The sequence below is a fragment of the Capnocytophaga sp. genome, from assembly GCF_030532915.1.
Classification (GTDB): domain Bacteria; phylum Bacteroidota; class Bacteroidia; order Flavobacteriales; family Flavobacteriaceae; genus Capnocytophaga.
The window spans coordinates 21,735-36,984 of the sequence record NZ_JAUNKD010000025.1 but is presented as its reverse complement, the minus strand read 5'-3'; the positions used below and the strand labels follow the sequence as shown (position 1 = coordinate 36,984).

Annotated in this window: 13 protein-coding genes and 3 tRNA genes; 4 read left to right on the top strand and 12 right to left on the bottom strand. The window is 38.0% G+C overall.

Annotation, left to right across the window (positions count from 1 at the left end; all coding sequences use genetic code 11):
* Window positions 1-328: 328 nt before the first annotated feature.
* The 4 genes from Q4D72_RS08690 to Q4D72_RS08675 all read right to left on the bottom strand — a co-directional run bounded on the left by Q4D72_RS08690 (window position 329) and on the right by Q4D72_RS08675 (window position 4,808).
* Window positions 329-793, bottom strand: a complete 465-nt coding sequence (locus Q4D72_RS08690; RefSeq protein ID WP_303077444.1) for a Panacea domain-containing protein — start codon at window positions 791-793, stop codon at window positions 329-331.
* A gap of 2 nt (window positions 794-795) precedes the next feature.
* Window positions 796-1,665, bottom strand: coding sequence for a hypothetical protein (locus Q4D72_RS08685; RefSeq protein WP_303077443.1), 870 nt, complete (start codon window positions 1,663-1,665; stop codon window positions 796-798).
* Between the two features lie 101 nt (window positions 1,666-1,766).
* Window positions 1,767-3,662: a molecular chaperone DnaK gene (dnaK, locus tag Q4D72_RS08680; protein ID WP_303077442.1), complete on the bottom strand. Its 1,896-nt coding sequence runs from the start codon at window positions 3,660-3,662 to the stop codon at window positions 1,767-1,769.
* A gap of 282 nt (window positions 3,663-3,944) precedes the next feature.
* Complete coding sequence (locus tag Q4D72_RS08675; RefSeq protein WP_303077441.1) at window positions 3,945-4,808, bottom strand: hypothetical protein; 864 nt, start codon at window positions 4,806-4,808, stop codon at window positions 3,945-3,947.
* A gap of 352 nt (window positions 4,809-5,160) precedes the next feature.
* Here Q4D72_RS08675 and Q4D72_RS08670 point away from each other — a divergent pair, with 352 nt between their 5' ends.
* The 3 genes from Q4D72_RS08670 to prmC are packed head-to-tail and all read left to right on the top strand — an operon-like array spanning window position 5,161 to window position 7,869.
* Entirely contained in the window at window positions 5,161-6,090 is a 930-nt protein-coding gene (locus Q4D72_RS08670; RefSeq protein WP_303077446.1) for a 1-aminocyclopropane-1-carboxylate deaminase/D-cysteine desulfhydrase, read from the top strand.
* Window positions 6,083-7,018 (top strand): glucosaminidase domain-containing protein, encoded by a 936-nt coding sequence (locus Q4D72_RS08665; protein ID WP_303077440.1) that lies wholly within the window; start codon window positions 6,083-6,085, stop codon window positions 7,016-7,018. Before Q4D72_RS08670 ends, Q4D72_RS08665 begins: the two co-directional genes overlap by 8 nt.
* 2 nt (window positions 7,019-7,020) lie before the next feature.
* On the top strand, window positions 7,021-7,869 hold the full coding sequence (gene prmC, locus Q4D72_RS08660; protein ID WP_303077439.1) for a peptide chain release factor N(5)-glutamine methyltransferase: 849 nt from the start codon (window positions 7,021-7,023) through the stop codon (window positions 7,867-7,869).
* Between the two features lie 71 nt (window positions 7,870-7,940).
* On the opposite strand, the gene Q4D72_RS08655 is transcribed toward prmC, so the two are convergent.
* From Q4D72_RS08655 to Q4D72_RS08645, 3 genes are all read right to left on the bottom strand, one after another.
* Window positions 7,941-8,022 (bottom strand) — tRNA-Leu (locus tag Q4D72_RS08655).
* A gap of 41 nt (window positions 8,023-8,063) precedes the next feature.
* Window positions 8,064-8,136: transfer RNA gene (locus Q4D72_RS08650), tRNA-Lys, on the bottom strand.
* Window positions 8,137-8,171: 35 nt separating this feature from the next.
* A tRNA-Lys gene (locus Q4D72_RS08645) sits at window positions 8,172-8,244 on the bottom strand.
* A 116-nt stretch (window positions 8,245-8,360) separates the two neighbouring features.
* Here Q4D72_RS08645 and Q4D72_RS08640 point away from each other — a divergent pair.
* Window positions 8,361-8,882 (top strand): shikimate kinase, encoded by a 522-nt coding sequence (locus tag Q4D72_RS08640; RefSeq protein ID WP_303077438.1) that lies wholly within the window; start codon window positions 8,361-8,363, stop codon window positions 8,880-8,882.
* Window positions 8,883-8,960: 78 nt separating this feature from the next.
* Here Q4D72_RS08640 and Q4D72_RS08635 read toward each other — a convergent pair whose 3' ends face one another.
* The 5 genes from Q4D72_RS08635 to guaA all read right to left on the bottom strand — a co-directional run bounded on the left by Q4D72_RS08635 (window position 8,961) and on the right by guaA (window position 15,091).
* On the bottom strand, window positions 8,961-9,473 hold the full coding sequence (locus Q4D72_RS08635; protein ID WP_303077437.1) for a hydrolase: 513 nt from the start codon (window positions 9,471-9,473) through the stop codon (window positions 8,961-8,963).
* Complete coding sequence (locus Q4D72_RS08630; RefSeq protein ID WP_303077436.1) at window positions 9,466-10,863, bottom strand: exonuclease domain-containing protein; 1,398 nt, start codon at window positions 10,861-10,863, stop codon at window positions 9,466-9,468. Before Q4D72_RS08630 ends, Q4D72_RS08635 begins: the two co-directional genes overlap by 8 nt.
* Before the next feature lie 154 nt (window positions 10,864-11,017).
* Window positions 11,018-11,365, bottom strand: coding sequence for a 50S ribosomal protein L19 (gene rplS, locus Q4D72_RS08625; protein ID WP_303077435.1), 348 nt, complete (start codon window positions 11,363-11,365; stop codon window positions 11,018-11,020).
* 134 nt (window positions 11,366-11,499) lie between these two features.
* Window positions 11,500-13,413 carry a LysM peptidoglycan-binding domain-containing protein gene (locus Q4D72_RS08620; protein WP_303077434.1) on the bottom strand — a complete coding sequence of 638 codons (1,914 nt, stop codon included), beginning with the start codon at window positions 13,411-13,413 and terminating at the stop codon, window positions 11,500-11,502.
* Between the two features lie 148 nt (window positions 13,414-13,561).
* Window positions 13,562-15,091: a glutamine-hydrolyzing GMP synthase gene (gene guaA / locus Q4D72_RS08615; RefSeq protein WP_303077433.1), complete on the bottom strand. Its 1,530-nt coding sequence runs from the start codon at window positions 15,089-15,091 to the stop codon at window positions 13,562-13,564.
* Between the last annotated feature and the right edge of the window lie 159 nt (window positions 15,092-15,250).

The window sequence follows — 15,250 nt, the reverse complement described above, 5'->3', positions numbered from 1 at the left end:
TGGTGAAACAGTAGTGAAATGGGGCGTGTAAGATTATATTTTGGGTAAAATAGTGGTGAAATGGGTGTGATATGATTATATTTTTAGAAAAATAATAGTGAAATGGGTTGTGTAACATTTTATTTTTGTCAAATCACTGATGAAATGGGGTGTTACATATCACCTTTGGCAAAGTTTTAAAACTTTGCCAAAGGTTTTTTGTAGTTACATCTTAAAAATATGGTTGAAATAAGGTAAGTAAAATTATATTTTTAATAAAACACTGCTGAAATGAGCATCGCAGACTCTGCGAAGAATATAGATATAAAATAATATTACAAATTAAAGTTTATTTCTTACCCTTATATTTTTTTGCCAATTCTAAAATATTTATAACTTGCTCTTGTTGAGTATTTATTACTCCATACGTTGAATTAACCAAACTATTTAATTCAACCCAAGAATAATCCTTACAAATATCAATAACAAAATTAATAACCTCTTTTGTATTTTCTTTTAAATTTATATCTCCTTTTCTATTTAAGAAGAAAATCATTGTTTGCTTTCTGCCATTATCATCAATATCGTCTTTTACATCAAAATTTGAAGATTCATTAAAAATATCTCTAAGAGATTTATAAAAAGGACCATATTCAGTATTTATCCATTCTATATCTGTTAGTTTTTCAAATTTTGTTATTGCATATCGCCATTCTATTAAATAAAGTAACTTCATTACTCTTGAAATAGATAGTTGATTTGGATTAGGATATTTTAAATATAAATAATCCAATATGTTAATTACTCGTTCCATACTTAAAATCCTTTTTGTCTTGCTTCATCAATATTAGGGAATACCCAATCTATTTTCTCTACAAAATTAGTTAATTTTTTTTCCTCCTCTACATTTAAAGTAGAATTTATTACATTTTCTTGAAAAGCATTTTCTTGTAAATTTTCAATAGCAATAATAGATGTATTTTTTGTTCTTGTAGAATCTTTTAAAGCCTTCAAATAAAAACTCCTACTTTTCATACTCATACTGATAACAGTGTTTTTATCTATTGGAGCAATTTTATTTAATACTTTATAATACTTTTGGTAAAATGTTCCTCTTACTGTTGTTGGAGAAGGTATTCCTTTTGTTATAAAAAATTTCCCTTCTTTCCAAGCTTTAAAAATAAGACCTTCTTGTTTATAACTAACTCTACTTCTCTTTTTCAATTCGGGATTTTCAGAAAATCTACCCAAAATGTAAAACTCATTATTTATAAATTTATATAAAGTTATCCTTCCATCACAGCCTAATTTTATTTTATCTGATAAATTAGCAAGATATGTTTCAACAAGGTCAATAGAATTATTATTTATTTTTGATATTTGATTTTCTAAACTTTGAACTTTTAATTCTATTTTGCCCTTTTCTTCTTTAAGTTGTGTTATTTCTCCGTTTTTCTCTTCTTCTAATTTTTCAACTGTTTTAGAGTATTTTACCTGTTCGAGTATTTGAAAAATAGTTAGAAAAACCACGATAATAAATATAATCCATCCTATTTTGTTGAAATCCAATTCAAAAAGGATGCCTATAATAGCAAATAGTAATGTGTTGAATCCATTTAAATAAGGTAAAAAATGCTCATAAAGGTGTTGGAGAATTTTTCCTAATGTAGTATTTTCTATTCCCATTGTTAGTAACTATGTTTAGTTTCCATATATAGTGGTTAGTTCAAAACCCCACCCAATTACTATCAGGTGGGGCTGTATTTATTGCCTGTCCGTGCTACGGACTATTTTACCTCTTCAAAATCTACATCTTGCACGTTGTCGCCGTTTTGTTGCTGTTGGTTTCCGCTGGTGTTGGCTTGCGGTTCACCTTGGGCTTGTTGTGCTTTGTAAAGGTCTTCGGAGGCTTGCTTCCAGGCTTCGTTGATTCGGTCCAAAGCAGGTTGTATCTGACCTAAATCCTGACTTTGATGTGCTTTTTTAAGCTCCTCCAAAGCCGACTCGATGCCCGACTTCTTATCCGCCGGAAGCTTGTCGCCAAACTCTTTGAGTTGTTTCTCGGTTTGGAAAATCATTGAGTCCGCCTCGTTGATTTTGTCGGCTTTCTCTTTGGCTTTTTTGTCCGCCTCGGCATTGGCTTCAGCTTCGCGTTTCATCTTTTCGATTTCCTCTTGAGAAAGTCCTGACGATGCTTCGATGCGAATGTTCTGCTCCTTGTTCGTGCCTTTGTCTTTGGCAGTTACGTTGATAATTCCGTTCGCGTCAATATCAAAAGTAACTTCAATTTGAGGCACGCCGCGTGGGGCAGGCGGAATTCCGTCTAAGTGGAAACGCCCAATGGTTTTGTTGTCGTTTGCCATCGGTCTTTCCCCTTGCAACACGTGGATTTCCACACTCGGCTGATTGTCGGCAGCGGTTGAAAACACTTGTGATTTCTTGGTCGGAATGGTGGTGTTGGCGTCAATCAACTTGGTCATCACGCCACCCATTGTTTCAATTCCGAGCGAAAGCGGCGTTACGTCCAAAAGCAATACGTCTTTCACGTCGCCCGTTAAAACGCCTCCTTGAATGGCTGCTCCGATGGCTACCACCTCGTCAGGGTTTACACTTTTATTTGGTTTCTTTCCGAAGAATTTCTCAACGGCTTCTTGCACGGCAGGAATACGGGTTGAACCGCCCACCAAGATGATTTCATCGATGTCGCTTGGCTTTAATCCTGCATTTTCCAATGCTTTTTTACAAGGTTCGATGGTTCTTTTTACCAAATCATCAATAAGTTGCTCGAATTTGGCACGCGTTAGCGTACGCACCAAGTGTTTCGGACCGGTAGCCGTTGCGGTGATGTACGGCAAGTTGATTTCGGTTTGTGTGGAAGACGAAAGCTCGATTTTGGCTTTCTCGGCGGCTTCTTTAAGTCGTTGCAGCGCCATTGGGTCTTTACGCAAATCCATTTGTTCTTCGGCTTGAAACTCTTCGGCAAGCCAGTTGATGATTTTTTCATCCACGTCATCACCTCCAAGGTGCGTATCTCCGTCGGTTGAAAGCACCTCGAAAACGCCGTCGCCGAGTTCCAAAACGGAAACGTCGTGCGTTCCGCCCCCGAAGTCAAACACTACGATTTTATGGTCGGAATGTTTTTTGTCCAACCCGTACGCCAAGGCTGCGGCAGTCGGTTCGTTGATGATTCGGCGTACTTTAAGTCCTGCGATTTCGCCCGCTTCTTTGGTTGCCTGACGTTGCGCATCGTTGAAGTATGCCGGCACGGTGATTACGGCTTCGGTAACGGTTTGCCCGAGGAAATCTTCGGCGGTTTTCTTCATTTTTTGAAGCACCATAGCCGAAATTTCTTGCGGAGTGTACAAACGTCCGTCGATATCCACGCGTGGCGTATCGTTGTCGCCTTTCACCACTTTGTACGGAACGCGGGCAACTTCTTTGTCCGATTCCGAAAATTTGTTCCCCATAAAACGTTTGATTGAATAAACGGTTTTGTTGGGATTGGTAACCGCCTGACGTTTGGCGGCGTCACCTACTTTAATTTCGCCTCCGTCCACAAAAGCCACCACTGATGGGGTAGTTCTTTTTCCTTCGGCATTGGTAATTACCACGGGGTCATTACCTTCCATAACAGAAACACACGAGTTGGTGGTTCCTAAATCTATTCCAATAATTTTGCTCATATTCTTTTTTCTTTTTAAAATTCGACATTATTTTTAGCTCCAAACGAAACTATTCCGTTTTTGGCTTCGAGCATCTAATAGTCAATGATTGTGCCAAAAGAAAAAATATGACAAAATGGCAGGAGGGGGTAGCACCCGTGGGCGGTTTTGGTTTGGTGTCGTTTGTTTTTTTTGAGTAGAAAGATAAAAAAATAATTCCGTTAGGATAAAAACACTAACGGAATTATTTTGGGTAATACGGAAAAAGGTTAAAATGAGGTGATTGTTTTCCGTAGTTTTGATTTATTCCAATGTCATAGAATCGTATCCACCTGGTACATAGTATCCGTGAAACCTGATATTTTCAGAATATACTGAGCCTATATAATCAGGAAGAAGCCCAAATGTAAATTCTCCATATCCTTGAAACGCAGCGCCAGGTATGTACATTTTTCCCGAAGAAGAATTAAGAAGGGTAGGTTGCTGATGAAAACTCATATTTCCCCATAAGTGTTTATAGCTTTTTCCCAACATAATTCCTGTCATATTTGACGTTAAGGAAGTGCCATCAATACGGCTACTTCCTTGTTCGTAGAAATATGAGCCTATAACGTTTAGACTGGCATCAATCATACCATAAAGCCTTTTGTATCGTCTTGAAATATAAAAAGCGTGTCTATTGGGGATATATACTCTGGTAGGCCAAGGCCAGTAACCAAATGCACCTTTAGCTGAAATAGCGTCCAAAGAATCTTTTGTTCGTTTTGCCGTGATGGAATCCCTTCTTTTATGGATAAAATCAATAGGGTCTTTCGGAGAGTTTTTATTTAGCATTTCCTTAACGATTTCAAATTCTTCTTCGGTAAGGTCAATAGATCTCGTCTCACCATCATCGGGGTCAATAACGACAGGTTCTTTAACTGCTTTTGCAAATTCCTCAATTTCAGCCATTCTGCTATACATAACCTTAATTTCCGCTTTGGTAATGGTGTCGGAAATAGAAACTTTGCTCGGGTCTGCCCCGTGTGCGATAAAAATACTTCTGATTTCTTTTAGCAAGGCTTCCCGCTCTTCTTTGGTGGCTCTAAGTTCTGCATCTTCTTTTTCATTATAACACGATGTCAGTGTCATAAAAAATAAAACTGCATACAAAAAAAATACTCTCATAATGCCGATTGTTTTTAATTAAAAAATTGTTTTTTTGCACATTTTTTTTGAAGAAGACCCTAACCTGTGGCTCAGTTAAGGGATTTTTCACTTAATAGAAAAGAAAATCTATACAAAATATACCTTCGGAAAGAGATAATACGAATGCTTCATAGGCAAGTTGTGTTACTTTGGTGCAAAGATATAATATTTTTTTTGAGAAATCCAAATATTTTTGGTGTTTTGTGATTATTTTATGAATTTGAATTAGGTATTTTTGTTATTTTGTTGAGAATATTTCATCCTAATAATACCGATAAAAAAAAATCTTTGGTAAAAAAGTGTTATCTTTGCCTCAAAATTCCGTTTGATGATGCAACCGCTTTATTTTGATAACTTACAGGTTGAAAACCAGAAAGTAAACATTTCGCTGTCCAATGGTGTTTCGCTTTACATCAAGCGGGAAGATAAAAACCACGATTTTGTTTCGGGAAATAAACTCCGAAAGCTGAAATACAATATTTTGCAAGCCCAACGAGAAGGAAAAAATACGTTGCTCACCTTTGGCGGGGCGTATTCCAATCACATTGCTGCCACTGCCGCCGCCGGTGAATTGATGGGGCTCAAAACCATTGGCATCATTCGCGGGGAGGAACTTCATTCAAAAATAAACGAAAACCCAACGCTCAGTTTTGCCCGAAAATGCGGAATGGATTTTCGGTTCGTAACCCGCGAGGCGTATCGTCAAAAGCACACCGATGAGTTTCTGTCAGAATTAAAAAGTGCTTATGGTTCAGATGTATACATCGTTCCCGAAGGCGGAACCAATGCTTTTGCCGTGAAGGGCTGTGAGGAAATTTTAACCCCACAAGATGCAATGTTTGATGTGATTTGTTCGGCGGTGGGAACAGGCGGAACCATTTCCGGATTGATAAACGCCAGTTTTCCGCATCAAAACGTATTGGGATTTCCTGCTTTGAAAGGTGAATTTTTGTCCGATGTGATAAAAAGCTATACTCAAAAAACCAATTGGCAACTCATTCACGATTATCATTTTGGAGGATATGCCAAAATTTCAGACGAATTAATTCATTTTTTGAATGATTTTAACAAAAAAACAGCAATTTCCTTAGACCCGATATATACAGGTAAGATGATTTTTGCTATTTTTGCCCTCGCAAACAAAAATTTTTTTAAACCCAACGCCAAAGTGCTTGCCATTCATACCGGCGGTTTGCAGGGCATTGAGGGAATAAATCAAAAAAGAGCCAAAAAACATCAAGAAATATTGCATTATGATTAAAAAAATGAGTTTACTGTTGCTTTCAGTGATTGCCTTATCGTCTTGTTCTTCAAAGTATTACAAAAACAAGAAAAACCCGAAAAAGGTAACCTATCGCGGGCAACGACCTTCGGCTGTGGTAACGCCGAAAAAAACAGCGACCATCAAGTACGAAAATGCCGAGCAGGATTATCACGAAATTCCGCCGGCAGTTCAGGTAACGGCTTCGGTAACACAAAAATATATTGAAGATTACAAAGAAATTGCGATGGTGGAAATGCAACGCTATAAAATTCCGGCAAGCATCACACTGGCACAAGCCATTTTGGAAAGCGGTTCGGGGCAAGGAAAATTGGCTCGACACGGAAATAACCACTTCGGAATCAAGTGTCATTCCTCTTGGCAAGGAAAAACAATGACGCACGATGACGACGAGAAAGGCGAGTGTTTCCGCAGGTATAAATACGCTTTTGAATCGTTTGAAGACCATTCTGCTTTTTTGGTAAATCGCAGCCGATATGCATTTTTATTCGATTTAAAACCAGATGATTACGTAGGTTGGGCGCACGGACTTAAAAAAGCGGGTTACGCCACCGACCCCGGTTATGCCAACAAACTCATTCAGCTTATCAGAAAACATAATTTGCAAGAATATGACAAACAGGTGCTGGGAATGAGCGGAGAAGCCGTAGCGAGCGAAAAAGTAATGACCGAAGAGCCGAAACCCGTGCAAGTTGTCACAAAACCTGCCGTGAAAACCACTGAGATTCAGCAGAAAAAAGCAGAAAATAAATCCGCTGAACGTTATTATACGGTGAAAAGTGGCGATACGCTTTACAAAATTGCCCGCGAACAAAAAATTTCGGTGCAACAAATCATAGACCTAAATAAATTGGACGAAAAGTCGAGTAACAACTTGCAAGTAGGACAAACATTACGCCTTAATTAAACGTGACAATCAAAGAATTACAATTATTTATGCACAAAAATCTGGATTTTCTCTATCCGAAAGAGGAAATTCAGGTTTTTTATTTTATGTTGTTGGAGTTTTATGCAAATCGCTCACGTACAGCGGTTTTGCTTGATTCTGAACAAACTCTTGCCGTTTCTGTTGAAGAAAAAATCGCAATGGCAATTGAGCAACTCAAAACAGGAAAACCGATACAATACATATTGGGCGAAACGTGGTTTTATTCCAATCGTTTTTTTGTTGATGAAAACGTATTGATTCCGCGTCAGGAAACCGAAGAGTTAGTTGATTGGATACTTTCTGAAACGGATAAAAATCTGAAAATAAGTATTTTGGATATTGGTTGCGGAAGCGGTTGTATTTCTGTTTCACTTGCCAAAGAACTTTCACAAGCTGAGGTTACGGCGTTAGATATTTCGGAAAAAGCCCTTGCAACGGCTGAAAAAAACGCCCGTGAGAACGGAGTTAAAAATCTTCGTTTTTTGCAGCAGGATATTCTAAAAACGGATTTTCTTTCGCAAAAATATGACATTATCGTTTCCAACCCGCCATACGTTAGGGAATTGGAAAAGCAAGAAATTCATAACAATGTACTTGATTATGAGCCTCATTTGGCGTTGTTTGTCCCGAATGATAAGCCACTTATGTTTTATGAAAAAATTGCCGATTTGGCTAAAAAATCACTCACCGAGAACGGGAAACTTTTTTTTGAAATCAATGAATATTTAGGCAAAGAAATGATGCAAATGATGAAAAATAAAGGTTTTGGGCGGGTGGAACTGCGCGAAGATTTGTCGGGAAATCCGCGAATGCTCAAAGCCGAATTGTGAAAAAACGACGTTTATCAACCATTTAAAAATAAAAAAAAACGCTGTTGAAAATTGATTCATCAGCGTTTTTGTGCCTACGACTGGATTCGAACCAGCACGCCCGAAAGCACCACCCCCTCAAGATGGCGAGTCTACCAATTTCTCCACGTAGGCAGTTACAAAAAAAGTTAAGCCGAAAAACTTAACTTTTTCTGTGACCCGGCTGGGGCTCGAACCCAGGACCCCAACATTAAAAGTGTTGTGCTCTACCAACTGAGCTACCGAGTCCAATTAAAAATAAAAAAACAAATTGTATAACCCTGTGACCCGGCTGGGGCTCGAACCCAGGACCCCAACATTAAAAGTGTTGTGCTCTACCAACTGAGCTACCGAGTCATCATTCATTTGCTGAATGCGGGTGCAAATATAAGACAAATTTTTTATTCTGCAAGAAAAAAATGTGTTAATTTTGCCCTGTAAAATTCAAAACGTTAAAAAACAATTTGTTAAATATGAAAATAATTTTGATAGGCTATATGGGAAGCGGGAAATCTACGCTCGGAAAAGCCTTGGCAAAGCAAAAAAACATCGCTTTCATTGATTTGGATAGCTATGTTGAAGCGAAAGAAAACTCTTCGGTTTGTGATTTGTTTAAAACGAAGGGTGAAATTTATTTCCGAAAAAAAGAAAGTTTATACTTGAAAGAATTGATGCAGCTTGACACCGATTTTGTGTTGGCACTCGGTGGCGGAACGCCTTGTTTTGGCACTAATATGGATATAATTTTAGAAGCTACTAAAAATGTTATTTACCTGAAATACAGTTATCAATCATTGGTAAAAAGGCTTGCTTGTGAAAAAGAAAACCGCCCATTGCTCTCACACCTCGCTGATGATGATTTGGAGGATTTTATCCGTAAACATTTATTTGAACGAAACCCGTACTACACTCGGGCGACGTACGTGCTTGCGATGGATAATTTATCGGTTGATGAGAGTCTGCAAGAAATTGATAAAGTATTGTATTTTAAGTGATTATAATAAAAAAAGAGAATACATGTTTTAGCTGTGTATTCTCTTAAATTGTAAGAAATGTGGTGAAAATCAGCCGGTTTACGGTCTGTCTTCCGGATATAGCAAGTCGTCAAGCACGGTAAATTCTACATTTTTTTGATTATCAATATGATATTTTAGAAGAATTTCGCCCCATAGTGCACCGTCTGAAAAGTCGCAAATAATCCATTTGTGATTTAAGATTTTAATCTTATTTGTTTGAAAATGTGTGTTTTTTGGGGCAAAACGAATGAGCGGATGTTTCCCCTGTGCTGTGTTTGTTTTTAAAATGGCTTGGGTGATTAATTCAGAAACGTTGTTAATTCCCATTTCGGCAAAATAATCTTGTGCGTAGCCATTGTCTTGAATGTCAAAGTATTGCAATTCACTTTTTTCAATGACCAATTTCCGAATGGAATCTAAAAGCACTTGTTTTTCATCATTTGGAACTTTGTTACTTACTTGATTTTCAGTAGTTTCTTTGATTGTTCCTGTCTTTTTTTGTTTGTTAAACAGGTACATATTCAAAAGAGCAGATACCGCCAAAAGACCGATTAAAATTTTCTTATTCATTGTTATTAAAAGTTTTTTGTTTGTTTAAATTGGTGATTTTCAGTATACTATGGTTTCGTATGTAGGTTTGAATTATATGCCGATTTTGGAGCGAATCGGGTAGGGGCGTTACCAGATTTTCAATGATTTCCAGTTGTGACAGTTGGTAATTCAAATTGAAAAATCCGTACCCTTTGACAACTCCGTTAATGATTAAAATAAGGCTTTTTTCATCAACGCTTCTGCCTTTGTCAATTATTGCAATGGTTTGATTTACAAATCCGTACTTTTCTAAAACCTGTTGGGCACGTTCGTTGTAGGTGGCGACTGGTTCTTGCTCAATACAAGCTCCGTTACATTTTTTGATAGTGTAATTATGGCAATTTTTTCGGGCTTGCGACAAATTTTGCAATTTTGGGCATAGTTTGAATTCTTCCGTGATTTGATATAAAAAATTTTGAGCTTGAAAATGTGTTTCAAAGCTGGTAATGAACGAGTTATTTGTTCCGATGAGTTCGGTTGAAAAACAAATATATCCCGCTTTATTAAGGTTAGCCGTTAAAATATAATTTACATTATTGGCTTTTTTTCGGCTTCGGCGGTTGTATTTTGGTTTGTTTTGCTCAATTTCCTGTATTTCTTTTAGTTTGGCTATCAGTTCATTACCTGTTTCTTCATAGGTTACTTTATGGGTGTTGCGTTGCAAAAAGGCATCAAGTTTTGTTGATGATGTAAAGTGCTGATTAACACGCTTTTTAATGTTTTTGTGTTTCCCGATGTAAATAATTTTTCCGTTTTTGTTGTGCATATAGTACACCCCGATACGCTCAGGAAGTTCGTCAATAATGCGAATGTGTTTGGCGGCAATTTCCTGTTGCGAATCATTTTTTACAGAGGCTGTGATGATTTCTTTTTTAGTGTCTTTTTCAAGCAAATATTTGAAGAGCTTAACCGTTGCCAGTGCATCGCCCGAAGCCCTATGTTGTTCACTGATAGGTATTCCTAACGAGCGGGTTAATTTACCGAGGCTGTATGATTCTTTGCCGGGAATGAGCTGTTGCGCCAGTTCAACGGTGCATAATGAAGTTCTGGAAAAATGATATCCCAGCCGCTGGAACTCGGTTTGCAGAATGCGATAATCAAAGTTGGCATTGTGCGCCACGATGATGCAGTTTTCAGTAATTTCAACAATTCTTTTGGCTACTTCGTAAAATTTAGGAGCGTTTTTCAACATTTGATTGTTAATTCCGGTGAGTTTCGTTACAAAAGCCTGAATTTCACGCTCGGGGTTTATAAGCGATATAAACTGGTCGGTAATCTCGTGACCGTCAAATCGGTAGATGGCAATTTCGGTAATGCCTTCTTCGTTGTATTTTCCTCCCGTGGTTTCTATGTCAAGAATTGCGTACAAAGTCTGATTGAATTTTTTAAGATTTAAAAGTCAAAGTTAAGAAATTAAAATCATTTTTTTATTGTAAAACCAAAAATATTTTGCGTAATAAAAAAAGTGAAAAGTATATTCCTTACTTTTCACTTTTGATGTTTTCTCGTTCACCAGATTATTTTTAGCGAATTTCTTTAATACGAGCCTTTTTACCGGTAAGCCCTCTGAAATAGTAAATTCTGGCACGTCTAACCTTACCTCTTTTGTTTACTTCAATTTTTTGAAGTGCAGGCATATTAAACGGGAAGATACGCTCAACCCCCACGGTTCCTGACATTTTTCGGATAGTAAAAGTTTCAGTAGCTCCGCTTCCTTTGCGTTGAATTACAACGCCTTTAAAAAACTGAGTACGTTTTTTGTCTCCCTCTTTAATTTCATAATACACTGTGATGGTGTCACCTGATGAAAATTCAGGAAAATCTTTTTTTGCTACAAAATTGTCTTGTACGTACTTTAATAAAGGTTCCATAAAAATAATTGAAAATTAGTTTACATTGGGCAACATATCACGTCTCTCGCCAGAGGTTGCGCCAAATCGGGTGCAAAGGTAGCTTATTTTTTTGGTTATGCAAAAAATAGCCCACAATTTTTATTAAATAAAGTTTATTTCACTTCCTTAATTTCCATATTGTCATATTTGACGATGTAAACACCTTGATTTTCAAAGCCTCCGCCTTTATAAGGATTTTTCAGGTAAGCAAATTTATTTTCAAGGTACGAAGTTTCTCCTATTTGTTCAGTTGCACTTGTGAAATTTCCGGTCATTGCCAAGCGAAGCACGATGTCCATCGTAAGGTCAAACCCCCGAATGGCGTATTTGCTGGGCAAAATTCCGTAGGTTTTTAAATATCTTTTTGAGAAATTGTCATTTCCGTTTGAGAACTTATTGAAAGTAGGGTAGGTGAACTGCAAATCAGATAACTGATTATTTGACAAGCTGTTTGAGTCGTAAACATTACCGCGTTCAATGGTTGTTAAAATGATTTTTGGTGAAATATTGTCTTTTTTACTTTGTAACACATTGTGCAATACACGCACGGCGTTTGAAACGTATCCGATTTCGTTTGATTGCAGAATAACAACGTTTTCTTGGTTGTAATCCAATGCGTTAGGAATAGCGCCTGCGGTAATTTCAGTAACTACTTTGGCGTTGGGAAACGTACGCTCTAACCGTTCACGAATTGATGTGTTTTTGGTGTCTGCCAAAATTAAAATATTGGCATTACCATAATTTTTTTGGATAAATTCAATCATTCGGCTTTGTTGCACTTCTTCGGTGGGAAGTGTCTGATACACATTGGCTTTCAAATCGATATTTTTATTCGAGAGCGGCGCTAAAATGGCAGTTTCAGGGTTTGAAACGGCAGCCGAGAGTGTGTTGAATGACTTTGCCATAAACGACCCCACAATTACTTGTGAGTTTTGAACATTTGAGCTATTGATGATTTTTTTTAGCTCATTATCAGATACTTCACTGTCAAAAATATTGGCTCGGAACTTATAACCCATTTTTTGTAATGAATCTAGGGCAATGAGCGTTCCGGAATAAAAATCAGTGGCAATGGGAGTTACCTTATTCTCTGTAAGTCTGCTTTTTAAGGTGGCGATTCTATCGGTTTCACTTATGTCCGAAACTTTAAACGGAAGAAAAAACGAAATTTCTTTTACGTTTGAGGCAGAAGCATTTGCTAACAACTGTTGGTTTGAGTTTTTAAATAGGTCATTATCAGAATTTAAAGGCGTGCTGCCTTGTTTGTAATGCTCAAAATTTTCTTTCGGAATCCAAATTTGTGTGTCTGATTTTAATCCGTTTTTCAATTCGGGATTGAGTTTGATGAGTTCGGCTTCCGTCAATCCGAATTTTCGTTCCAAACTGTAAAAACCTTCGGCTTTTTCCACGGCATACAGCACCAAATCCGAGTTTGTCGGTTTGGTTTCAACGCCGGTGGAAGGTACCCAAAGTTCCTGACCTTCCTTTAAATTTTCGGCAGTAACGCCTTTGTTCATTTTTTCGAGTTCTTCTTGGCTGATATTATGGTTTTTAGCGATTCGCCAAAGTGTTTCTTGGGGTTTTACCACGTATTTTTTCTGTCCTTGTACGCCTCTTTCCACCATATTTGAAGTTTTCCCGAAAACAGGAATCGTGATGGTTTCACCTTCTTGTAACCCTCTGTTGTACAGGTCGAAGTTATAGCGTTTTAAATCGTCAATGGTAATTTCGTATTTTTGTGAAAGCCCGAAAAAAGTTTCTTTTGCTTCCACCACGTGTAACTTGAAACTCAGGGGTTTTTGTGTGCTGTAATACTTCACTTTTCCTGACGGAATGTAAATGACCATTCCTTGTTTCAGTCCGTTTTTCAATTCAGGATTTTGTTTGGTAATATCACTGGGCGAAACGCGATGCGTTTTGGCTATTTCCTCAATGGTTTCGTTCGCTTTTACCGTATGTGATTGTTGTTGAGCCAACAATAAATTCCCGAAACAACCAAAAATCACTAATGTTATAATTTTTTTCATACAAAAAATTTTACTACGCTATTTTTTGGGGGTAAAAGTACAAAAAATATTTTAATAAGTGTGTGAAGTTTTTGTTATCGCACACATTTTGAGTTTTTCTTGCATAAAAAACTGCCAATTGTGGTTGGCAGTTTCAAAAAATATTGTATTATTCCCATTCAATGGTGGCAGGCGGTTTTGAACTGATGTCATACACCACTCGGTTTACGCCTTTTACCTTATTGATAATTTCATTTGAGATTTTTTGTAAGAAATCATAAGGCAGATGCACCCAGTCGGCGGTCATTCCGTCGGTGGATTCCACAGCCCGAAGTGCCACACATTTTTCGTAAGTACGCTCGTCTCCCATAACTCCTACGCTATTGACAGGCAATAAGATAGCTCCCGCTTGCCAAACCTTGTCATACAGCCCGTGTTGTTTGAGCCCGTTGATGAAAATGGCATCAACTTCTTGAAGCATTGCCACTTTTTCGGCGGTGATGTCACCCAAAATTCGGATTGCCAAGCCCGGACCCGGAAACGGATGTCTACCCAAAAGTTCGTCGTCAATGCCCAAACTTTTTCCGACCCGACGCACTTCGTCCTTGAAGAGCATTCGCAACGGCTCAACTACTTTAAGTTTCATAAAATCAGGAAGTCCGCCCACGTTGTGATGGCTTTTGATGGTTGCCGAAGGGCCTTTAACCGAAATCGATTCAATTACGTCAGGATAAATAGTGCCTTGCCCCAGCCATTTGGCGTTTTCCACCTTATGTGATTCATCATCAAATACTTCCACAAAAACACGCCCGATAATTTTTCGTTTTTCTTCGGGGTCAGAAACCTCTTTCAGGGCTTGTAAGAATCGCTCAGAGGCATCTACTCCTTTGACGTTCAGTCCCATACCTTCATATTGTTTCAAAACGTTTTCAAATTCGTTTTTACGCAACAATCCGTTATTTACGAAAATACAATGTAATTGATTTCCAATGGCTTTATTCAGAAGTACGGCAGCTACGGTGGAATCGACACCGCCTGAAAGCCCCAAAACCACTTGCTCGTTACCGACTTGCTCTTTTAGGTTTTTGATGGTCATTTCCACGAAGTTATCGGGTGTCCAGCTGGGTTGAATGCCGGCAATTTCAATGAGGAAGTTTGCCAAAAGTTGCTTTCCGTGGGTAGAGTGATACACTTCGGGGTGGAACTGAATGGCGTAAGTGGTCTCTCCTTCAATACGATAGGCAGCATTTTCCACATCTTTGGTGCTTGCCAAACGAACGCCTCCGTTGGGCAATTGTTTGATGGTATCGCTGTGACTCATCCACATTTGGCTGTCTTGTGGAATATCCTTAAAGAAAACCTCATCATTTTTTATAAAAGAAAGATTGGCACGCCCGTACTCGCGAATGTTTGACGGAGCAACCTCGCCACCACTAAAATGTGCCAAATATTGTGCTCCGTAACACACGCCCAGCAATGGTTTTTTTCCTCGAATTTGACTTAAATCGGGGTGGGGGGCTTCTTCATTTCGCACCGAAAATGGAGAGCCGGAAAGGATTACGGCCGAAAAATCGCCTATATTTTCAGGCAAATGATTGTAGGGATGAATTTCGCAATAAATATTCAGTTCCCGAACCCGGCGGGCAATCAGTTGGGTGTATTGCGATCCAAAATCTAATATTAAGACGCTATTGTTCATTAAATTGTAAATTATCTATTAAGTATTGTAACGTAATTTCGGAATGATTGGGCAAAAATAAAAATTAATGTTGAATTATACGCGAAATTATTTCGGAAATTTTAGATGAAATTTCAAGGTACACAATGGGTTGTGTATCCCGATTGTGTATTTTTTACA